At 69.3% G+C, this 20,109-nt stretch carries 18 protein-coding genes; 10 read left to right on the forward strand and 8 right to left on the reverse strand.

Going from position 1 to position 20,109, the window contains the following annotated elements:
- Positions 1-45: 45 nt before the first annotated feature.
- Entirely contained in the window at positions 46-951 is a 906-nt protein-coding gene (locus ACFTE1_RS05385) for a transporter substrate-binding domain-containing protein (RefSeq protein WP_380618263.1), read from the reverse strand.
- Positions 952-1,186: 235 nt separating this feature from the next.
- On the opposite strand from ACFTE1_RS05385, the gene ACFTE1_RS05390 reads away from it, so the two are divergent.
- Positions 1,187-1,855 carry an NAD(P)-dependent oxidoreductase gene (locus tag ACFTE1_RS05390; RefSeq protein WP_380618264.1) on the forward strand — a complete coding sequence of 223 codons (669 nt, stop codon included), beginning with the start codon at positions 1,187-1,189 and terminating at the stop codon, positions 1,853-1,855.
- A gap of 4 nt (positions 1,856-1,859) precedes the next feature.
- Here ACFTE1_RS05390 and ACFTE1_RS05395 read toward each other — a convergent pair whose 3' ends face one another.
- Positions 1,860-2,324, reverse strand: a complete 465-nt coding sequence (locus ACFTE1_RS05395; protein ID WP_380618265.1) for a MarR family winged helix-turn-helix transcriptional regulator — start codon at positions 2,322-2,324, stop codon at positions 1,860-1,862.
- Positions 2,325-2,630: 306 nt separating this feature from the next.
- The gene (locus ACFTE1_RS05400; RefSeq protein ID WP_380618266.1) at positions 2,631-4,049 is read right to left on the reverse strand and encodes an NCS2 family permease; all 1,419 of its coding nucleotides are present in this window, start codon (positions 4,047-4,049) and stop codon (positions 2,631-2,633) included.
- 298 nt (positions 4,050-4,347) lie between these two features.
- Between ACFTE1_RS05400 and ACFTE1_RS05405 the strand changes: the two genes are divergently transcribed.
- From ACFTE1_RS05405 to ACFTE1_RS05420, 4 genes are all read left to right on the forward strand, one after another.
- Entirely contained in the window at positions 4,348-5,862 is a 1,515-nt protein-coding gene (locus ACFTE1_RS05405) for a PucR family transcriptional regulator (protein WP_380618268.1), read from the forward strand.
- 185 nt (positions 5,863-6,047) lie between these two features.
- A complete protein-coding gene (locus ACFTE1_RS05410; RefSeq protein ID WP_380618269.1) occupies positions 6,048-7,217 on the forward strand; it encodes a VLRF1 family aeRF1-type release factor in 1,170 nt (389 codons plus the stop codon).
- Between the two features lie 200 nt (positions 7,218-7,417).
- Positions 7,418-8,296 (forward strand): endonuclease/exonuclease/phosphatase family protein, encoded by an 879-nt coding sequence (locus ACFTE1_RS05415; RefSeq protein ID WP_380618271.1) that lies wholly within the window; start codon positions 7,418-7,420, stop codon positions 8,294-8,296.
- The gene (locus ACFTE1_RS05420; RefSeq protein ID WP_380762613.1) at positions 8,278-9,126 is read left to right on the forward strand and encodes a serine hydrolase; all 849 of its coding nucleotides are present in this window, start codon (positions 8,278-8,280) and stop codon (positions 9,124-9,126) included. The genes ACFTE1_RS05415 and ACFTE1_RS05420 overlap by 19 nt, the downstream gene beginning before the upstream one ends.
- Before the next feature lie 22 nt (positions 9,127-9,148).
- Here ACFTE1_RS05420 and ACFTE1_RS05425 read toward each other — a convergent pair whose 3' ends face one another.
- The 3 genes from ACFTE1_RS05425 to ACFTE1_RS05435 all read right to left on the reverse strand — a co-directional run bounded on the left by ACFTE1_RS05425 (position 9,149) and on the right by ACFTE1_RS05435 (position 12,281).
- On the reverse strand, positions 9,149-9,520 hold the full coding sequence (locus ACFTE1_RS05425) for a response regulator (protein WP_380618274.1): 372 nt from the start codon (positions 9,518-9,520) through the stop codon (positions 9,149-9,151).
- Between the two features lie 85 nt (positions 9,521-9,605).
- The gene (locus ACFTE1_RS05430) at positions 9,606-11,114 is read right to left on the reverse strand and encodes a metallophosphoesterase family protein (RefSeq protein ID WP_380762616.1); all 1,509 of its coding nucleotides are present in this window, start codon (positions 11,112-11,114) and stop codon (positions 9,606-9,608) included.
- Positions 11,115-12,281, reverse strand: a complete 1,167-nt coding sequence (locus tag ACFTE1_RS05435) for a PQQ-dependent sugar dehydrogenase (protein ID WP_380618277.1) — start codon at positions 12,279-12,281, stop codon at positions 11,115-11,117.
- 96 nt (positions 12,282-12,377) lie between these two features.
- Here ACFTE1_RS05435 and ACFTE1_RS05440 point away from each other — a divergent pair, with 96 nt between their 5' ends.
- The 5 genes from ACFTE1_RS05440 to ACFTE1_RS05460 all read left to right on the forward strand — a co-directional run bounded on the left by ACFTE1_RS05440 (position 12,378) and on the right by ACFTE1_RS05460 (position 17,448).
- A complete protein-coding gene (locus ACFTE1_RS05440) occupies positions 12,378-13,283 on the forward strand; it encodes a 2-hydroxyacid dehydrogenase (RefSeq protein ID WP_380618278.1) in 906 nt (301 codons plus the stop codon).
- Positions 13,284-13,300: 17 nt separating this feature from the next.
- Positions 13,301-14,458: a cysteine desulfurase family protein gene (locus tag ACFTE1_RS05445; protein WP_380618279.1), complete on the forward strand. Its 1,158-nt coding sequence runs from the start codon at positions 13,301-13,303 to the stop codon at positions 14,456-14,458.
- Between the two features lie 22 nt (positions 14,459-14,480).
- Complete coding sequence (gene mnmA / locus ACFTE1_RS05450) at positions 14,481-15,572, forward strand: tRNA 2-thiouridine(34) synthase MnmA (RefSeq protein ID WP_380618281.1); 1,092 nt, start codon at positions 14,481-14,483, stop codon at positions 15,570-15,572.
- Complete coding sequence (locus ACFTE1_RS05455) at positions 15,565-16,566, forward strand: methionine synthase (RefSeq protein WP_380618282.1); 1,002 nt, start codon at positions 15,565-15,567, stop codon at positions 16,564-16,566. Before mnmA ends, ACFTE1_RS05455 begins: the two co-directional genes overlap by 8 nt.
- 87 nt (positions 16,567-16,653) lie before the next feature.
- Positions 16,654-17,448: a DsbA family protein gene (locus tag ACFTE1_RS05460; RefSeq protein WP_380618283.1), complete on the forward strand. Its 795-nt coding sequence runs from the start codon at positions 16,654-16,656 to the stop codon at positions 17,446-17,448.
- 78 nt (positions 17,449-17,526) lie between these two features.
- On the opposite strand, the gene ACFTE1_RS05465 is transcribed toward ACFTE1_RS05460, so the two are convergent.
- Complete coding sequence (locus tag ACFTE1_RS05465; RefSeq protein ID WP_380618284.1) at positions 17,527-17,826, reverse strand: hypothetical protein; 300 nt, start codon at positions 17,824-17,826, stop codon at positions 17,527-17,529.
- Between the two features lie 136 nt (positions 17,827-17,962).
- Positions 17,963-20,083, reverse strand: coding sequence for a choline BCCT transporter BetT (betT, locus tag ACFTE1_RS05470; protein WP_380618285.1), 2,121 nt, complete (start codon positions 20,081-20,083; stop codon positions 17,963-17,965).
- Positions 20,084-20,109 lie beyond the last annotated feature (26 nt).

Below are 20,109 nucleotides of genomic sequence, written 5' to 3' on the forward strand. Positions count from 1 at the left end.
TGCCTCAGCGCCGTTGGCCGCAGGGCGGCGTGACGTTCGGGGAACCTACTGGTAGTTCTCCGGGCAGAAGTGCTCGGCGTTCTGGCCGTCGTCTGGGAGGTTGTCCTCTGCGGTGAAACCGAACGGACCCACCAACTCTTCCCACTTAGCAGTATCAGAGAGAAGCTCGGCGATCTTCTCGTTGTACTTGTCGCGGAAATCCTTGTCGTCGGCGTGGAAAACAGCTGCTCCAGCGCCGATGATCTCTTCTCCATCAGCGGTGGTCGGATAGAACGCATCGGTCACCTCGAGATCGGGCTCGGAATCCGCTTCGATCTGCAGGTTGATGGCGGTAAGCGCGATTGCATCGCAACGGCCGGCCTTGAGTTCAAGGATTAGCGCCGCCAGGTCGGACTGCGTGTTGATTCGTTCGTCAGCAAGGCCGAGTTCTTTGGCGTTGTCCTGCTCGGTTGTGCCGTTCATGACACCGATGACAGCATCCTCGTGGGCGACGATGCTCTGAATGTCGCTAAGATTCTTGGGGTTGCCTTTGGGAACCATGAGGCGGTCGGGCATGACGTAGTCAGGATCGGCGAAGGCCGCAGCGGCGCAGCGCTTCTCGTTAATGAACATGCCGGCGATGACGATGTCGTGGCCGTTTCCGAGACCGGGAATGAGTCCGTCCCAACCCGGGTCGACCCATTCGATGTTCTCCTCCTTGGCGCCGAACTGCTTGAGGATGTAGTTATGGACGGACACCGCGGTGCCTACGACATCGTCCAGCTCCGGGTCGAAGTAGGCGTAGGGGTTCTCGTTGCCGTAGGCGATCTTGATCTTGGTGTCGCTCAGATCTTCGCTCAGCTCGTCGCGTCCCGCTTTGGAACATCCGCTGGTCGCCAGGGCAAGTGCCGCCGCCCCTCCTCCGGTTGCCTTGATGACGGTGCGTCGGTTGAGGTTGGTGCGCTGGGACACTGAAATCACTCCAGAAATTTTTCGGGTACCGCCCAGAGGCTACCGGGGGTCAGCAGTCATGTCCATTAAAAACCCATAACAATTCACCGCAAAGCACCATTTATCAGCCCTCCGGAATTGTTGGAGTACAGAGTGTCACGTGATTTCGAGGATTGCGCGGATTTGCGATCGTCGCAGCATGGCCGTTGGTTCACGTCCCTGATAGTATGAGTCTCATACTACTTGAGGAGGTTTCGTGAAGATCGCGATAGTGGCCGCAACCGGCGCCACGGGCCGGAAGGTCGTCGACAGGGCTCTGGAAGCCGGGCACGAGGTCGTCGCCGTGGCGAGGACTCCGGAGAAGATCACCCAGGGCGTGGAGAAGGTCCGCGTGGACCTCTCCGACCCCGACATGGAGTCTCTGGGAGGGGCCTTCTCCGGAGTCGACGCGGTGGTCTCGGCCCTGGGGGCTACGTCGAAGGATCAGGCCAGAGCCCGCATCGCCGCCCGCGGCACCCGGGCCATCGTGGACGCGATGGGGGAGGCGGAGGTGAAACGCTTGGTAGTACTCAGTGCCGCACCCCTTCTCACGATCCCGACGAAGCGCCGCCCTGAACCCCCGAAGCACGACCCGGGGCACGGGTTCGGCATGAGAATCGGCGTTCGAATCGTCAAGGGGATTCTTCGCGAGCACTACGCGGATCTGGCGGAAATGGAGGGCGTAGTGGCCGATAGCAGTCTTGAGTGGACGGTTGTGCGGCCGCCGAACCTGGTCGGGAAACCGCCCCGGGGCGAATACCGCACCGGCTATGGATCGTCCCCTCAGAACGGCTCCAGCATATGCCGGGAGGACCTGGCGCGCTTCATGATCGATGTGATAGACGACAAGCGTGCCGTGAGGGAGGCCCCGATAGCGGCCTGGTGAGGCCTCAGCCGTCCGTTTCGGCGGAGACCGAGCGCTGCACGGTGGCGACCGCACGCTCCAGGAACGAGCCGATCGCGGCGACTTGGCCCTCGCCGTAGGAGGCGAGGATCCCGTCGACGTCGGCGGTCAGGGCGGCGTACTTCCGCAGGATCTCCGATTCGCGCTCGAGGTTGAAGGAGACTGTGACCGACCGCCGGTCCTTCGGGGAGGGTTCCCGCACGATCAGGTCGCGTTTCTCCAGTCGCGACAGGATGCCGGTGACGGTGGCCCGGTGCAGGCCGGTCAGGTCGGCCAGCCGGCTGGGCTGCAGCGGCCCCTTGCGGTTGATGACGTCGAGGCAGTCCAGGTCGACCGGTTGGATTCCGAGGTCGGCGCTGACGTGGTGGTTGAGCAGGGACAGCGTGACGACCAGTTCGCGCAGGGCGGCGGCGGGGCCGGCGGGATAGGCGGCCGCGGGTCGATCGGTCATAGTGCCCGAGTCTAGCGATCACCGTCTCGGTGGGCGCCGCAGCTCGCCGTCGGTGACCGGACCGCACACCCGGACCGGGGCGGAGGGAGTCCGCCTCCGGGCGTTTCCTATGGAGGCACGGTCAGGGCGGTGAGAGTCGGCCGCGACCGGGCGCCGCGCCCTCCGAATTGGTCCGCTGTGGAGAGCGCGGCCCCCGGTCTGCCTCGGAACCGGCTGTTCCCCTTGCCGGTCCCGCTCCTCCGCGCGCCGGGCCACTGGTCGGCGAGCGGAAGTCCGTTGGCCCCGGCCCGGAGGCCGGGGACTGTGTCAGGCCCCCATCATCGGGAGCACGAAGTACAGCGCGCACACGACGGACAGCCCCCAGAGGAACAGCCCGGGCTCTCGCCACTTGCCCTTGACGGCCTTGATGACGACGTAGGCGATCACGCCCGCCGAGACTCCGGCCGTCACCGAGTAGGTGAAGGGGATGAGGGCGACGATGAGGAAGGTCGGGATGGTGATCTCGAAATCGCCCCAGTCGATGTTCTTGGCCTGCATGATCATGAGCGAACCGACCAGCACCAGGGCGGGGGCGGCGGCCTGCTGCGGGACGAGCTCCACCACGGGGGTGAAGAACATCGTCCCGAGGAACATTCCCCCGGCCATGAGGCTGGCGAGCCCGGTGCGCGCCCCGTCGTGGACGCCGGTCACCGACTCGACGTAGACGGCGTTGGCGCCCGACGAGGTGAGGCCGCCGAAGGCGTGGGCTGCTCCGTCCACCGACAGCAGCCGGCGGAGGTTGCGCACCTTCCCGTTCTCGTCGGTCATGCCCGCGTCGTGGCCGCAGGCCATGATGGCGCCCATGGCGTCGAAGAAGCCGGACAGCAGCAGGGTGAACGTCAACAGCAGCAGGGTGAGAACGCCGATGCCGGTGATGGCGCCGATGGGGTCGGCGGAACCGAGGAGCGAGAAGTCCGGCAGGCTGGTCACGCTGGAGGGCACCGTGGGCTCCACCAGTCCCCACTCCTCGGGCTCGGCCAGGGACGACCCGACGATCGCGGCGACGGTGGCGGAGAGGATGGCGATGACCATGGCGCCCGGGACGTGGCGGACGAACAGGGAGATCATGATGATCAACCCGATGACGAACACGGCGATGGGCCAGCCGCCCAGGACGCCGTCGTGCCCCAGCTGGACGGGCACCTCGGTGCCTGCCGAGTCGGGCCGGCGGGTCACGAACCCGGCGTGGACCAGGCCGATGAGGGAGAGGAACATCCCCAGCCCCATGGTGATGCCGAAGCGGAGGTCCTTGGGGATGGCGTTCATGATCTTGGTCCGGACCCCGGTGAGCGCCAGGACGAAGACGATGAGGCCCTCGATGACGATCAACCCCATGGCCTGAGCCCAGGTCACCTGGGGCACGACCTGGTAGGTGAGGACGGCGGTGACGGACAGGGCCGTCGCCAGCGCCAGGGGCACCCGGCCCACCAGGCCCATGACGATGGTCGCCAGGCCCGCAGAGAGGGCGGTCATGGTGGTGAGTGCGGAGTGGGAGAGGTACTCGCCGTTGACGTCGGCGGCGCCAGAGAGGATGAGGGGGTTGAGGATGATGATCTGGGCCATCGACATGAACGTCGTCAGCCCGGCCCGCAGTTCGCGCGGGACGGTCGTCCCCCGGGAGGTCAGGCCGAAGAAGCGGTCGACGCCCCTCGGTCGGGTCTTCTGTTCCGGCTCGGTCGCTGTCATAGGATCTCCGGTCGGTTGTCGGGAGAGCCGACGCGGTGCCCGAAGGCGCTCTCCATGGTCTTGCGGCAATGGAAGATCGAGAGTGTGACCCCCGACATTCGGTTCACCACGAGTTAAATCGATATTTCTTTTTGCAGCAATGTAGATTCCTACGAATAGGAGCGCCGCTTCGGGCCCTCTCTTCGGAGGATTCTCCATGGGTCGTCCCCTGAACCGGTGATTTCATGGACTCGGGGCCGAACCGGGTTCCGGAAGACCCCCTTGTTAGCATGTGGACCACGTCACGAGGAGGTGCGTCATGAGACTGGATTCCCTAACCGCCGCTCCCGAACTGGGAATGACAGTGGTGGAGGGCCGCGCACGACTGGGCCGCTCCATCCGCTGGGTGGTCCCGACCGACCTCGGCCACCCGGGACGCTACCTCAGCGGGGGAGAACTCGTCCTCACCCGCCTGCTGTGGCACGAGAAGCCGGGCGACTCCGAGAGGTTCGTGGCCGAACTGGCCGAGGCCGGAGCGACGGCCCTGGGCGCCTGCGGGCCTGAAGGGGGCGCGATCCCCGAGGACCTCCGCGAGGCCTGCCGCAAATGGGGGCTGCCCCTCTTCGCCGTGGAGCCGACGGTCGCCTTCTCGGACATCACCGAGTTCGTGGCCCGCCGCCTCGTCGCCGACCGCTCGGGCGACCTGGCCGAGCTGCTCGACCGCTACCGCCGCGTCATCATGGGCGGGCGCAGCCTCGAGTCCGTGCTCGATCTGGTGGCCAAGGAGGCCGGCATCGAGTGCCAGGTCATCTCCCCGACCGGCCGCACCGTCCACGGCAGCGAGACGGAGAACTTCCTGCCCCTGGGCGGCGCGGAGAGCGTCGAAGTAGCCGCCAAACTCCTCAAGGGAGGAACCCTGCCGAGGCGGGTGCGCTCCTCCAGCGGACGGATACTGTCCGCCTTCGGCGCCGGGGACTCCCGCCACACCGGGTGGTTCGTCCTCGTGGAAGAGGACCACCGCGCCTGGACCCCCGAACGGCGCTCGCTGATGGACCAGCTGACGACCATCGTCGGTTGGGGCCCGCGCCAGGCGAGGCAGCGCCCGCAGGCCGACCTCGACCTCATCGCCGACCTCAAAGCGGAGGCCCCCGAGTCCGTCCTGGAGGCCTCGTGCCGCCGCGCGGGCATCGACCCGGGCGGACACCTGACCGTCTGCGTAGTGCGCTGCGACTCGCCGGACCTGGCCGCCTCGGCCGTCGAGGAGGTCGTCGGCTCGCAGTCGGTGCACTGCGCGTGGCTGACCAAGGGGGACACGACCGTAGCCGTCGCCGAGCTGGACGACGAGTACGAGGCGTTCTACCGCGCCGTCCGCGCCCGGGCCGCCGCCCTGTCGGCCGGCATGAACGACACCGTCCGGGTGGGCATCGCCAGCCCGGTCTCCGGCACGGCCAAGCTCACCGCAGCCCTGGCCGAGGCCTCTTTCGCCAGCCGCCTGGCCGGGGAGCGCGGCGCCGGCGTCACCGTCGCCGACGAGAGTGAGCTGACCTCCCACGAGCTGCTCCTGTCGGTCGTGCCCGACGAGTTGAAACAGGCCTTCCTCCGCCGGACCCTGGAGCCGGTCCTCGCCTACGATCGCCGCCACCGCTCCGAACTGACCAAGACCCTCACCGAGTTCCTCCGGGGCAACGGCTCCTGGAGCCGCTGCGCCTCCCACCTCCACCTGCACGTCAACACCCTGAGGTACCGCATAGAACGCATCGAGAAGCTCACCGGCCGGGACATGGCCAAGATCCGCGACCGCGTGGACCTCTACCTGGCCGTCCAGATGCTGTAGGGAGGCCTCCACGGCCCCTGGTAGCGACACCGGCCCTAGACGTCAAAGCACGGGAAACCTACCCGCCGGGGTCCGCGCCGTCCTACGATAACCGCACGGGGACGGCCCGCCCGCGGCGGCGCCGTCCGGCACATCCCCGACGGGGCAGCGACCGCGCACGCCAGGCGCTTTCGAGGAGGCATCACATGCCAATGGACGCTGAGACGCGCAGGAGTCTCATCTCTCTCCAGGACGACGCGGGAGTCCTCTCCCTCTACGTCAACGCCGACCCCAAGCAGGAGGCGAGCCAGCCGCCCTGGGCGGTCCGGCTGGAGCACGGGCTCAAGAAGCTCGTCGAGGCCAGCGACAACCACACCCGGAAACTCCTGGTCAAACGGCTGGACGAACGGAGTCTCGACCTGGAGAGGCTGGTTCGCCCCTCCTCGCCCGGACGCGGGCGGGCCCTCTTCGTGACCCTCAGCGACGGCAGGGACTTCGCCGTCGAGATGCAGAACGCCCTCACCGACCGCATCGCCCTCGCCCCGAGGGCCCACCTGAGCCCCATGATCGGCGCCTGGGCGGAGGGCTCCCCCTCCGGCGTCGTGCTCGTCGACGGCAAGGGCCTGCGAGTCGTCGACTACCGCTTCGGGATCGCCGAGGACGTCGACGACCTGGAGTTCGTCCTGGACACCGGTGAATGGCGCCGTCTCCAGGGCCCGTCCAAGGCCCGCAGCGTCGGAGGCGGGCAGAGCGGGCAGAGCTCGAACTCGCAGACCGACCTGTTCGACTACAAGGTCGCCGAGCACCTGCAGAGGTTCCTCGCGGCGGCGCACACGCGCCTGTCGGAGTACGTGGAGACCTACGGCTGGGAGTTCCTCGTCGTCACCGGGGAGCCCGACCTCGTCGAGGCCACGGCCAAACACCTGGGCAAGGGCTCCGTCAAGGCGACCGTGGTCCCCTCCAAGCTCGTTCTCGGGAACTTCACCGCGCCCCAGGTCGGCGAGGCGGTGGCGGGAGAACTCGCCGAGGCGCGCCGCCGCCGGGACGACCGGCGGATCGAGGAGTTCAGGGAGAAGCCCTCGCGCAAGGCCTCGGGCGCCGAGGAAGTGCTCAACGCCCTGCTGGAGAAGCGCGTCGAAAAGCTCTACCTGGAGCGCGACACGGTATGGAGCGGGCAGACGATCGCCCCGGGGACGGTCCTGGCCGAGCAGGTCGCCCTGGAGGACGAGGACCAGTCCGAGGCGGCGGCGCAGGCGGAGCTCGGCGAGCAGATGATCGAGCGCGCCATAGCCACCGACGCGGAGGTCGCCGTCCTGGCCGGCAACGGCGGCCTGCCGGAGGGGACCGGGGGCGTCGGCGCGATCCTGCGCTGGTGATCCGGCCGGGGCGCGGCGGGCGCACGGAAAATCCGGACCCGCCCTTGCCCCTCTGGTTAGGTTAGGCTATGCTAAGTTCTGGATATAGGGCAACGGGGGCTTCGGAGGCGCTCACCTCCTCCGAAGCCTCGCCTATTCTTCGAGGCCGCCCCCTTCCCCAGCGGCTCATCGGGCCCTCTTCCCCTCCCGACATCCACGTCATGACGTTCAACCTCCGCCGCTCCGTGCCCTTCGCCTACGTCAGGGAATGGCCGCGCCTGCGCCGCCAGTGGTGGTGGCGCTCCCGCCTGGTGCGCCGCCTCATCGCGGCCGAGAGACCCGACATCCTCGCCCTTCAGGAAGCGCGCCCCCGGCAGGTGCGGTCGCTGGCCCGCGCCTTCCCCGACTATGCCGTCGCCGTCAAGCCCCGGTCCCACCGCCGCAACGACGAGGCCGTGCCCGTCCTCTGGCTCAAGAACCGCTTCAGCGGCGGGCGCCCGCGCTTCGCCTGGCTCTCCGACACCCCGACCGTCGTCGGCTCGCGCACCTGGGGCAACAGGCTTCCCCGCATGACCACCGAGGTGCCCCTCACCGACCGCTCCACCGGACGGGCCCTCCTGGTGGTCAACACCCACCTGGACAACGGCTCCGTCCCGGCCCGGAGGCGCAGCGCGGACGCCATAGCCGCCACGGCCCGGCGCGCCGACACGCCCGTGGTGGTCACCGGAGACTTCAACTGCGGACCCGACTCCGCCCCGCACGAGGTCGTCACCCGCGGCCGGCTCGAGGACTCGTGGGACACCGCCAAGATCCGCCTCACCCCCGAATGGCGCACCCACAACGGATGGCGCCCCGAACCGACCGAGGAGGGCGCCCGCATCGACTGGATCCTCGTCAGCGGCGACGCGGCCGTCGAGAAGGCGGGGGTGAACACCTACGCCCAAGGCAAGGACACGCCCTCCGACCACTGGGCGGTGCAGGCTCTGATCACCCTGCGCCCCAACGGGCAACGGCGAACATTGTTACCGGACGGTGACGTCCGCGCCGCCCAATTCACATACGAGCCCCCGATAATGGAGGAATGTCCACCCCCGGCATGAGCGCCCGACAGGGCGTCCCCCTCTTCCTGACCGCCCTGCTCTGCACGGCCCTCCTCGCTTCCTCCGGCGCCGCCCGGACCCCGGCGGAGTCCGGGGGAGAAGCCGGATCCGCCGAGCCCGCCGCGGACGAAGCGCACGAAGGGCCTTCGCTGAGAGAGTTCCTGGCGGAGTCCGAGGCCACCTGGGGCATCACCGTCTACGACGCCTCCGCCGGCAGGACGGTCTACTCGCACCGGGCCGACGAGGCCTTCCGCATGCACTCCCTCGCCAAGATCCCCATGGCCCTGACCGCCCTCGGGGACGGCGCCGCCGCCGAGGACATGGCGGAGCTCATCGCCCGCAGCGACGACGAGGCCGCCAACGCGCTCTGGGGCCGGTACGGAGGCCCCGGGATCATAGGGGACTGGGCCGACCGCATCGGCATGGAATCGACCGCGGGGCCCCAAGACCCGTCCTGGTGGGGGCACTCGCCCACGACGGCCGACGACGTCCGCCGCATGCTCGAACACCTCCTCCGGGAGGCCGAACCGGAGCTGGCCGACCCGGTCCTGACGGGCATGGCCGCCACGACCGACCACGGCGCCGACGGCTACTACCAGCATTTCGGCATCCCCGACGGGCTCGCCGACCGCGACTGGGCCGTCAAACAGGGATGGTCGTGCTGCGACCTCGACCGCCGCTGGCTCAACACCGCCGGGATCGTCGAAGGGGAGTGGATCGTGGTCGTCCTCGCCCACTGGCCCGACCGCGTCACCGACGTCGAGGCCCAAGAGGAGATCAGCGACGTGGCCTCCCGCCTCGACGGCTTCCTCGTCCGCGAGACGGGCTAACTCAGTCGTGAGACCGGCTCACTCAGACCGCGCGGCGCCGCGAGCGCCGCAGGATCGCCCGCAGACGGGCGTCCAACTGCCCCATGCTGTAGGGCTTCACGACATAGTCGTCGGCGCCCAGCTCCAGGGCCGTCACGATGAACGCCTCCTCGGCGCGCGCCGTCGCCACCACCAGCGGCACGTCGACGGCCGACCGCAGGCGGGCCACCGCCTCCAAGGACTCGAAGTCGCTCGACCCGAGGACGAGCACGACGATGTCCGGGCGCTCGTCCAGGGCCCGCGCCGGCTCGGCCGCCCCGGCCTCCACCGCGCCGTACCCCTTCGCGCGCAGGCCGTCGGCCAACGCGCCGCGCACGAGCGCGTCCTCTCCGATCACCGCCGCCAAAAGGTCCACCCGTTAAGACTAAGCCGACCGCGCACGGTTTCCCGAACGCGGGCAGGATATTTCAACCGGTATTCAAGAGCCGTCCACCGGTCGGTCAATCGCCCTCGCCGTCTCCGTCGGTCAAGTCGGTGCGCGCCACGCGGTCGTCCTCGGGGACGACGGTCCGCTTCAGCGAGATGTCCGTCTGGTCGCGGGCGCTGACCGAGATCGTGTCGTAGGCGCGCATGGCCTTGGACTCGGGGTCGAAGTAGAGCACCTCCAGCTCCATGTTCATCGGGTCGGAGGACTCGAAGTTCCGCAGCCCCGCCGCGCCGGTCGAACCGGTGATCATCAGCGTCGTGCCGTCGCCCAGGTCCTGCACCGCCGACCGGTGCGTGTGCCCGGCCAGGACGAGGGGCACCTCGCCGGCCAGGGGCGGCGCCATCTGCGGTTCGTGGACCATGGCCACGTCCGCGCCGCCCTGGCGGCGGATCAGCTCGGCCAGGCGGTCGCCCGACTCCAGCAGGATCTGCTGCGTGTACTCGCTGGAGGGCTTGGCGGACTTGTCGGGCGTGAAGCGCGGGTCGGCGACTCCGCCGAACCGCAGCCCGGCGACCTCCACGACGTCGTCGTCCAGGACGGTGACGTTCCCGTAGGTGCCCATGACCGCCTGGGTGGTGGTCGAGTCGTGGTTGCCCTTGACCCACAGGTAGGGGGCGTCGACGTTCTCCACGCCCTTGGTGTAGACCTCGGCCTCGCGCTCGCTGCCGTAGTCGGAGATGTCGCCGGTGTCGACGACGACGTCGATGTCGAACTGCTCGGTGACCGTCTCGATCAGCTGCCACGCCAGCGGGTTGAGGTGGAGGTCGGAGACGTGGAGGACGCGCACGGAGTCGTCGTCGATCTGCCCCATGGGCAGGCGGGTGGCCGTGGCGTAGAGGCCGGAGACGTTGGTGACGAACTTCTGCAGGTTCGCCAGCTGCTCGTCGTAGTTGTCCGAGAGTGACTGGACGTCGCCGACGATGCCGGGCACGTAGACGAGGGAACCGTCGAAGGTCGGCTCCGAGATCGACTCGGGCCTGACCGTCCCGGCGGCGTTGAGCACCGCCGCGAGCGTCACCGCCACGGCCAGGCCTCCGGTGGCGAGGGCGCGCCTGCGGTCGCGGAAGACGACGCCGCCGAGGAGCAGCCCGAGCGCCAGCGACCCGGCCAGCCCGGCGGTGACGGCGGTCTTGACCGCGGCGGTCAGCTCGCCCTCGATGTCCCTGGTGACCGTGGATATCCCGTCGGGGTCGGTGACCAGGGTCTGGGCGCTCTCGGGGTCGACGGAGTCGAGGGAGACCGTCAGGCCCAGCGGCCCGCTGTGGCTTTCGAAGCGCGCGTTGCCCAGCGGGGCGAGTTCCACCTTGGTCCCGCCGCCGAGCTCGGGGTGCATTCCGACGGTCGTCGCGAACGGCCCGATCTGGGCCTGGGTGGGGCTGAAGGCGGCCGTGGCCACGGCCGCCGAGACGACCGCCAGGGCGACGACGGCCACGGCCACGGCGGTTCGTCTGAGGGACGTCCTGTGCCGCCGCGTCCAGCGCCTAGCGCGGATCCACCCTCTGGCCAAGGCGAGTCGCTTCAATTAAGTCAGTCCTATTCCGCTGGTGTGCCCGGGCAGGGAGATCCGCAGGATCCGGTCGTCCTCTTCCTGCGGATAGCATCCGACTTCGCTGTTGCACTGGTCGCCACGGTTGTAGGTGCCGACCCACAGCAGCCCATCGGGTCCCATGGCTATAGATCGTAGTTGACCGAACTCGTTCATGAACAGTTCCGTGACATCCTCCAACTCCGACCCGGAGGCGTTGGGCTCCGCGAGCCACAGGCGCTGTCCGCGCAGGCAGGTCGAGGCGAGCAGCTCGCCGAGGAAGACCGACCCGGAGCACTCGCCGATCTGGGGTTCGCGTCGCCCGATCGGGGGAGAGTAGGAGTCGGAGTCGAACTCCTCCTCCAAGCGCGGCCAGCCGTAGTTGGCTCCGGCGCGGACCTGCACGACGTAGTCGTCCACGTTGGGGCTGGAGTCGATGGCGACGGGCTCGGAGTCGCTCTCGCGGAAGGCGATGGCATTCACGCTGCGGTGGCCGCTGGAGTAGACGGGGGAGTCGGGGTCCGGGTTGCCGGGGGCCGGCTCGCCGTCAGTGGTGACCCGGAGGATCTTGCCGCCCAGGGAGTCCTCCGCCTGGGCCTCGCTGAGGTAGGAGGCGTCGCCGGTGCCCACCCACAGCAGACCCTCCTCGTCGAACTCGAGCGCTCCCCCGTTGAGCTGCACGCCGGTGGGAATGCCCGTCAGGATCGGCTCGGGCTGGTCGCCGGAGCCGTACTCCCACGCGGCCACCCGGTTGTCCGAGTCCGTCGAGTAGTAGAGGAAGACCGTCTCGTCGTCCTCGAAGTCGGGGGAGACGGCCAGTCCCAGCAGGCCCTGGGTGCCCTCGGTCGCGACGTCCTCGACCGCCAGCTCCTCGGCCGGGTCGCCGGTCGTGTTGTCCTCCTCGTTGAAGGGGATCGACATCAGCCGCGCGCTCTCCCGCTCGGTGAACAGGGCCGTGCCGTCGGGGAGGAAGTCCATGTCCCACGGCTGGTCGACGCCCACGGCCGCCTCGGCGATCATGGCCGACGCCTCCAGCTCCGGATCGCCCGACGGGGTGGGCAGTTTCGGGGGCTGCCCGGCCTCCGGCGGGGGAGGGCTGCCGAACGAGCAGGAGGCCAGCATGAGTACGGATGTGGCGGATGCGGTCAAAAGGGCGCGGCGCATGTGTCAAGGGTAGAGGATGGAGGCCGACGTGGTGTTCCGGACCGCGCCGCCCCTCGGCGCCGTCGGCGCTCCGGAACGGCGAGTACCATCGGATCCGTGAAGGTCTGGATTCCGCATACCAAGGGTCGCGACTACCTGGGAGAACTCCCCGACGACACGGTCGTCGAAGTGTACCGGGCCGGTGACTCCCCTCCCTCGGATCCCGCTTCCGTCGACTTCTGGGTGCCGCCCTTCCTGGCCGGCGGCGACGTTCCCCGGATTCTCAGAGAATTCTCGGGACTCAAGGTCGTCCAGCTCCTCAGCGCCGGCGCCGAGGTGTGGGTCGGCAAGGTGCCCGACGGCGTGGTCCTCTGCAACGCCAAGGGAACCCACACCGGCGTCACCGCCGAGTGGACCGTCGGCGCCATTCTCGCCGACATGCGCCGCTTCGCCGACTCCGTCCGCGACCAGGACCGCCACGAGTGGCGCAAGCACTCCACCCCGACGGTCACGAACCGAAGGGTCCTCGTCGTCGGGGCGGGGGACATCGGCGAGCACACCGCTCGCGTCCTCGAGACGCTCGGAGCGCACGTCACCCGCGTGGCCCGCAAGGCCCGCGAGGGCGTCCACGCGATCGCCGAACTCGACGAGCTCCTTCCCGAGGCCGACGTCGTCGCCCTCACCGTCCCGCTCACCGACCAGACCCGCGGCATGGTCGACGCCCGGTTCCTCTCCCTCATGAGGGACGGCTCCCTCCTCGTCAACGCCGCCCGCGGCCCCGTGGTGGACACCGACGCCCTGGTCGCCGAGGGCGGACGGGTCCGCGCCTTCCTGGACGTCACCGACCCCGAGCCGCTCCCCGCCGGACACCCGCTGTGGGACGTCCCCGGGGTGACCATCACCCCGCACATCGGCGGCTCCACCGACGACCTCCTCGAACGCGAGTACATTCCGGTCGGCGACCAGATCCGCCGGCTCCACGCGGGAGAACCGCTCCGCAACACCGTCCTCGGCGACTACTAGGAAGAGAAGGGAACGCCATGGCCTATCTCGACCACGCCGCCACCACGCCCATGCGGCCCGAGGCCCTCGACGCCTACGTCGAGGCCGCCCGCCACCTCGGCAACGCCTCCTCCCTCCACCGCGCCGGCCGCGAGGCCCGCCGCATGGTCGAAGAGGCCCGCGAGAGCCTGGGAGAGGCCCTGGGCGCCAAGCCCTCCGAGATCGTCTTCACCGGATCGGGCACCGAGGCCAACAACCTGGCCGTCAAGGGACTCCACTGGGCCCGGCGCACCGCGGAGCGCGACCACGTCGTCTCCACCGCCTTCGAGCACCACGCCGTCTCCGACGTCGTCCACTGGCTGGCCGACCACGAATCCGCCCGCACCACCGAGATCGGCGTGACCGACGAGGGGCACCTCCTCGCCGACGACCTCACCCGGCTGCTGGACGAAGAGGGCGAGACCGTCACCGTCGTCTCCACCATGATGGCCAACAACGAGGTCGGCACCGTCCAGGACCTCGGGCCGGTCGTAGCCGCCGCCGAGAGGCACGGCGTCCCCGTCCACGCCGACGCCATCCAGGCCGTCGGGCACCTCCCCGTCGACTTCGCCGCCACCGGACTGACCGCCCTCACCCTCTCCGGCCACAAACTCGGCGGCCCCACCGGGACCGGAGCGCTCCTCATCAAGAAGGCCACCCCCGTCACCGCCCTCCTCCACGGCGGCGGCCAGGAACGAGACATCCGCTCCTCCACCCTCGACGTCGCCGGGATCCGCGCGCTGACCAAGGCCGTCGAGACCGCCACCGCCGAACTGGAGGCCGAGGCCCGCCGCCTGACCGCCCTGCGCGACCAGCTCATCGCCCGCGTCCGCGAAGCCGTCCCCGAAGCCGTCCTCAACGGCGACCCCGACCGCCGGCTGCCCGGCAACGCCCACCTCTCCTTCCCCGGCTGCGAGGGAGACGCGCTCCTCATGCTCCTCGACGCCGCCGGAGTGGAATGCGCCACCGGATCGGCCTGCTCCGCCGGAGTCGCCCAGCCCAGCCACGTCCTCCTCGCCATGGGCCGCAGCGAGGACACCGCACGCTCCTCCCTGCGGTTCAGCCTCGGCTGGTCCACCACACAGGAGGACGTCGACGCCCTCCTTGCCGCCCTGCCCGACGCTGTGAAACGCGCTCGCTCCGCGGGCCTCACCTGAACCCGCGCGTTATGCTGGACTGATGCGAGTATTGGCCGCCATGAGCGGAGGAGTGGACTCAGCCGTCGCCGCCGCCCGCGCCGTAGAGGCCGGGCACGACGTGACCGGCGTCCACCTGGCGCTCTCGAAGAACCCGCAGACCTACCGGACCGGAGCCAGGGGCTGCTGCACCGTCGAGGACTCCCGCGACGCGCGCCGCGCCGCGGACGTCATCGGCATACCCTTCTACGTCTGGGACATGTCCGAACGCTTCCACGAGGACGTCGTCGAGGACTTCTACAGCGAGTACGCCGCCGGCCGCACACCCAACCCGTGCCTGCGGTGCAACGAGAAGATCAAGTTCGCCGCCGTGCTCGACCGCGCCATCGCCCTGGGCTTCGACGCCGTCGTCACCGGGCACTACGCCCGCAAGGGCTCCGACGGGCTCCTGCGCCGCGCCGTCGACCCCGGCAAGGACCAGTCCTACGTCCTCGCCGTCCTCACCCCGAAGCAGCTGGCGCACTCCGTGTTCCCGCTCGGCGACACCCATAAGTCCGACATCCGCGACGAGGCCGAGCGCCGCGACCTGGCCGTCGCCCGCAAGCCCGACAGCCACGACATCTGCTTCATCTCCGACGGGGACACCTCCGGCTTCCTCAAGCGCAAGCTGGGAACCAGCGAGGGCGAGATCGTCGACTCCTCCTCCGGCGAGGTCCTCGGCACCCACGACGGAGCGCACCAGTACACCATCGGCCAGCGCCACGGCCTGGGCCTCGAACGCCCCGCCGCCGACGGCAAGCCCCGCTACGTCCTGTCCATCACACCGGTCGACAACCGCGTCGAGGTCGGTCCGCGCGAGGCGCTGCGCATCGACCGCATCACCACCGGCGCGCCCGTCTGGCTTTCCCCGGAGCGTACCGAACCGTTCCGGGCCCAGGTGCAGCTTCGCGCCCACGGATCGGTCCTCCCCGCCACCGTGACCGCCGAGGACGGCAAGCTCGTCGCCACTCTCGACGAGCCGGCCTACGGCGTGGCCACCGGACAGACCCTCGTCGTCTACGACCCCTCCGAGGAGGGCGACGCCGTCCTCGCCTCGGGGACCATCGACGCCGCGGAGACCCTGGCCAGTGTCTGAGATTCCCACCGGAACCTCCACCGGGATAGGATCCCTTCCCGGCACCGACCCGTTCGAGGCCTCCCGCCTCGTCCTCGGCGAGCTCGGCTGGCCGCACGTCCCCGAACTGCCCGCCCGGGGCGTCGGGGCCGACATGATCGGACGCGGGGCGGCGATCCTGGTCGACCTGCCCGTCCAGCGGTGGGGCAGCGACTGGGAGATCGCCGACCGGCCCGGCCTCGACCTCCAGCGCGCCATCGACTACCTGGAACGCGACATCGACGCCTTCGGCGAGGTCGGCGACGGTTACACGGGGCCGGTCCGGCTCACTGCGACCGGCCCGTGGACCCTCGCGGCCAACGTGTGGCGGCGCAGGGGCGGAGCCATGCTCGCCGACGAGGGAGCGGCCGCCGACCTGGCGCAATCCCTGGCCGAAGGACTGAAACGACTGATCGGCAAGCTTCGCGACCGCGTCCCCGGAGGACGCTGGAGCCTCCAGCTGGACGAACCCCGGCTGCCCGCGGTGCTGGCCGGACGCGTGCGCACCGAATCCGAGTTCGGCTTCTACCGGCCCGTCGAACGCGACACCGTCACCAGGCAGCTGCGCGACCTCATCGCGACCGTCGACGTGGACACCGTGATCCACTGCTGCGCACCGGAGTTCGACCTATCCCTCGCCACCGACGCCGGAGCGGTCGCCGCCGTCGACCTCACGCTCCCGGAGTTCCGGACGCCCCGCGGCTACGACCGCCTCGGCGAGTACCTCGACGACGGCAGGACCCTCGTCGCCGGAGTCGTCGGCGACTACTCCGGACCGCCCGACGAGCGCACCGCCGCCGTCCTGAGAAACCTGCACGACCTGTGGAACGTCCTCGGGTTCGGCGAGGAGCGCCTGCACCGCCAGCTGATCCTCTCTCCCGCCTGCGGACTCGCCGGGAACACCCCCGCCGAGGCCGCGGCGAAGCTGACGACCGCCACCGCGGCCGCCTCCGAACTGGAGGCCAGGGCCCGCTGACCTCCTCCCTCCGGGGCCGGTGGCGCCGCGAGCGGCGCCACCGTATTCAATAGTGATACACGCGTACAAGGAAGGCGAGGAGACGCAGTGACCTACCAGCAACCGGGAAACGGTCCCTACGGGCCGCAACAGGGTTACGGGCAGTACGCCCAGCCGCAGGGCTACGGCGCGCCCCCGCCTCGGAAGTCGAACGCCGGGCTGTGGGTGGCGCTCTCCCTGGCACTGGTCCTGGCGGTCGGCGGAGGCTTCGGCGCCTACTACCTCCTGAGCGCCGACGGTGACTCGTCCGCCGCCGACGAATCCGGCGGGGGCGCCTCGGAAGGGGGTTCGGGCGAAGTGATGGAGCCCGAGGCTCGCACCGAGGACTACGCCGTGGTGCTCGGCGAAGGCGCGACCGAGGTGGACGTGTACGTGGACTACGGCTGCCCGCCCTGCCGCGGCTTCGAGCAGTCCGACGGCGGCGCGCTCGCCGACTGGACGGATCAGGGGGACATCACGCTGAAGGTGCACCCCATGGCGTTCCTCGACGACAAGAACAACGGATTCTCCACGGGCGCGGCCAACGCCGCGATCTGCGCCTACGACGGGGGCGGGCAGGGGGCCTTCTCCGAGTACGCCGGAAAGCTGATGGAGAACCAGCCGCCCGAGGGCGCCGGCGTGAAGTTCGACGCCGAGCAGTTCATCTCCCTGGCCCAGGGCATGGAGCTCTCGGGCTTCGAAGTCTGCGTCGAAGAAGGGCGCTACAACGGATGGGTCGCCGAGGCGACCGAGCACGCCTTCGAGTCCGTGAACGGGACGCCGGCCGCGTTCGTCGACGGAACCCGGATCGAAGACCTGACGCAGTTCCGCGACGAGGTCGCCGACGCGATCGCCCGGCAGTGAGTCGTCGGGCACCCGCAGCGAATTGAACGAAGACCGGGGCGGCGCCGTTCACGGCGCCGCCCCGATTCACGGTGCGGTTCAGCGGAAGCTGAAGTACCAGCCGCCGCTCATCTGCGAGCAGCTCATCACGATGGTGTATCCCTTGCCGGCGGTGACGCCCTCGTTGTAGCGGCAGTCCGATTTGCTGCCGAAGGGTCCGGCGAGATGGGCCTGCGCGCCGACGTCACTGGTGGCGGCGGACGGCCCGTCCGCGGCTGCGGGGGACGAAGCACTCGGAGAGAAGGCGGCGGCGCTTCCGGCGAGGAGCAGGGACGCCGCTACGCCCGCAGTGGCGGTGGCGAGCGCCGTGGCGGTCTTTCGGATCACCGGTCGTTTCATGGGGTTGTCCTTTCTTTGGTTCTCGGTGGCCACACTGTATCGAAGAATTCGCAATAATGCATCCCAGAGATCGGTCGCTGTACGGAAACGGCCCCGACGCCGCGGCGTCGGGGCCGTTCAATTCAGCGCGGAGCGCCTAGGAGACGGTCTCGTCGTCCCTGGCCTCGGCCTGTCCGGGGAGGTCGGGCTCCCCGAATCCCGAGTTGTCCTGCGGGATGGGAGAACTGCCCGGAGCCTCGCGCGAGAGGCGGAGGAACTCGAGGTGGTTCTCGTAGTGGTCGAGCACGTCGCTGATCAGCTGCGTCGAGGTATAGCCCATGACGTCGTAGTCCATGTGCCCCTCGGAGAGCTGGACGGTCAGGCGCCAGTACTCGTCGGACTCGGACACGGTCCGGGCCGCGAAGGACGGCTTCTGGGCGGCCTCCCCGAGCAGCGCGTAGGTGAAGTACTGCTCGGTGCCCATGCCCACCTGGAGTTCCAGGTACGGCGAGCCGTCCTCCAAGTCGACACGGTGCAGCGCGACCTCGACGCCCTGGCCCTCCAGCTCCTTTGAGACGGACTCGAAGGCGGGAAGGGCGGTCGTCTCGATGTAGCGCTCGACCTGCTTGCGCGACGGGCAGCTCATGGCCCGCCCGATACGGCTGCGCCAGGAGCGTTCCGGCCCCTTGGCCTCGGTGGAGCGTTCGGAGAGGAACGCGTGCAGCGACGCCTTCTTAGCCTCGGCGCGGTAGGTCTCGACCCGCAGCGCCTTCCACAGCCCGTAGGCGACCAGGTAGAGGACGAACGAGAACGGCAGGCCCATGACCACGGTGGCGTTCTGCAGGGCGGTCACTCCGTTGACCCACAGCATGGCGATCGTCAGCAGGCCGAGCACGACCGACCAGAAGACGCGCATCCACTTGGAGGCGTCCTTGGTAGGGTCGCTGAGCTTCGAGGTGAAGTTGCCCAGCACGATGGCGCCGGAGTCGGCCGAGGTGACGTAGAACAGCAGGCCCACGAAGGTGGCCAGGCCGGCCACGAAGGTGGCGCCGGGGTACTGGCTCAGCAGAGTGTAGAACCCCTGTTCGGGGGTCGCCATGGTCGTCTCGCCGAAGGCGGCGTCACCGCCGCGCACCCGGTTGAGGGCCGCGTTGCCGAAGACCGACAGGAACAACAGGGTGAAGATGAACGGCACGATCATGGCCGCGCCGACGAACTGGCGGATGGTGCGTCCGCGCGAGATCTTCGCGAGGAACAGGCCGACGAACGGCGCCCAGGCGATCCACCAGGCCCAGAAGAACAGCGTCCAGGCGTTCATCCACTCGTCGGCGCCGCTGTTGTATCCCATGGTGTCGAGCGTCATCGTGGCGAAGCGGGTGGCGTAGTCGCCGACGTTGAGCACGAGCTTGTTCAGCGCGTCGATCGGGCCCTGGACGACCATCATGTAGACGACCAGGCCGATGGCGAGGATGACGTTGAGCTCCGAGAGGCGCCGGATGCCCTTGTCGATGCCGGCCACGGCCGAGGCGGTCGACATGAGCACGGCGACGGCGATCAGCGCGATCTGCATGGTCTCGTTCTGGGGCAGTCCGAACAAGTGGTGCAGGCCGAAGTTGAGTTGGACGACGCCGATGCCGAGGCTGACGGCCACGCCGAAGACGGTGCCGAGGACGGCGGCGATGTCGACGGCGTCGCCGACCGCGCCCTCGACGCGCTTGCCGAAGATCGGGTAGAGCGCGGAGCGGATGGTCAGCGACAGGCCGTGCCGGAAGGAGAAGTACGCCAGGGCGATGCCCATGAGCGTGTACATCGCCCAGCCGGTGAGGCCGTAGTGGAACAGGGTCCAGACGATCGACTGGCGGGCCGCCTCGACCGTCTCCGCGTCGCCGGTCGGCGGCGCCAGGTACTGGGTGACGGGCTCGGCCACCGAGTAGAACATGAGGTCGACGCCGATGCCGGCGGCGAAGAGCATGGCCGCCCAGGCGAAGACGCTGAAGTCGGGCTTGGAGTGGTCGGGTCCCAGCTTCACCTTCCCGTACTTGGAGAAGGCGAGGATGATGACGAAGGCGAAGACCAGGGTGCCGGTGAGGATGTAATACCAGCCGAAATAGTGGGAGACCCATCCGACCATCTCACCGATCGCGTACTCGGCCTGTCCGCGGGCGGCGATCGCCCAGACGGAGAAGGCCACGAGCGCGATCGCGGAACCCCAGAACACGGTGTGCTTCACGGGAGTTCGCGACGGACGGGTCGCGGTATCGTTGGGTTCTTCGGGCACATTTGCTCCTTTGTCGGTTTTCCGGG

Origin of the sequence: Salininema proteolyticum (genome assembly GCF_042685645.1) — a bacterium.
In the GTDB taxonomy this organism is placed as follows: domain Bacteria; phylum Actinomycetota; class Actinomycetes; order Mycobacteriales; family Micromonosporaceae; genus Salininema; species Salininema proteolyticum.

Excerpts from the sequence above, each read along its gene's own strand:
- ACFTE1_RS05400 (WP_380618266.1), bottom strand. The coding sequence starts at position 4,049 with ATGACAGCGACCGAGCCGGAACAGAAGACCCGACCGAGGGGCGTCGAC.
- ACFTE1_RS05405 (WP_380618268.1), top strand. The coding sequence starts at position 4,348 with ATGAGACTGGATTCCCTAACCGCCGCTCCCGAACTGGGAATGACAGTG.
- ACFTE1_RS05420 (WP_380762613.1), top strand. The coding sequence starts at position 8,278 with ATGTCCACCCCCGGCATGAGCGCCCGACAGGGCGTCCCCCTCTTCCTG.
- ACFTE1_RS05465 (WP_380618284.1), bottom strand. The coding sequence starts at position 17,826 with ATGAAACGACCGGTGATCCGAAAGACCGCCACGGCGCTCGCCACCGCC.
- ACFTE1_RS05395 (WP_380618265.1), bottom strand. The coding sequence starts at position 2,324 with ATGACCGATCGACCCGCGGCCGCCTATCCCGCCGGCCCCGCCGCCGCC.
- ACFTE1_RS05435 (WP_380618277.1), bottom strand. The coding sequence starts at position 12,281 with ATGCGCCGCGCCCTTTTGACCGCATCCGCCACATCCGTACTCATGCTG.
- ACFTE1_RS05410 (WP_380618269.1), top strand. The coding sequence starts at position 6,048 with ATGCCAATGGACGCTGAGACGCGCAGGAGTCTCATCTCTCTCCAGGAC.
- ACFTE1_RS05415 (WP_380618271.1), top strand. The coding sequence starts at position 7,418 with ATGACGTTCAACCTCCGCCGCTCCGTGCCCTTCGCCTACGTCAGGGAA.
- ACFTE1_RS05445 (WP_380618279.1), top strand. The coding sequence starts at position 13,301 with ATGGCCTATCTCGACCACGCCGCCACCACGCCCATGCGGCCCGAGGCC.
- mnmA (WP_380618281.1), top strand. The coding sequence starts at position 14,481 with ATGCGAGTATTGGCCGCCATGAGCGGAGGAGTGGACTCAGCCGTCGCC.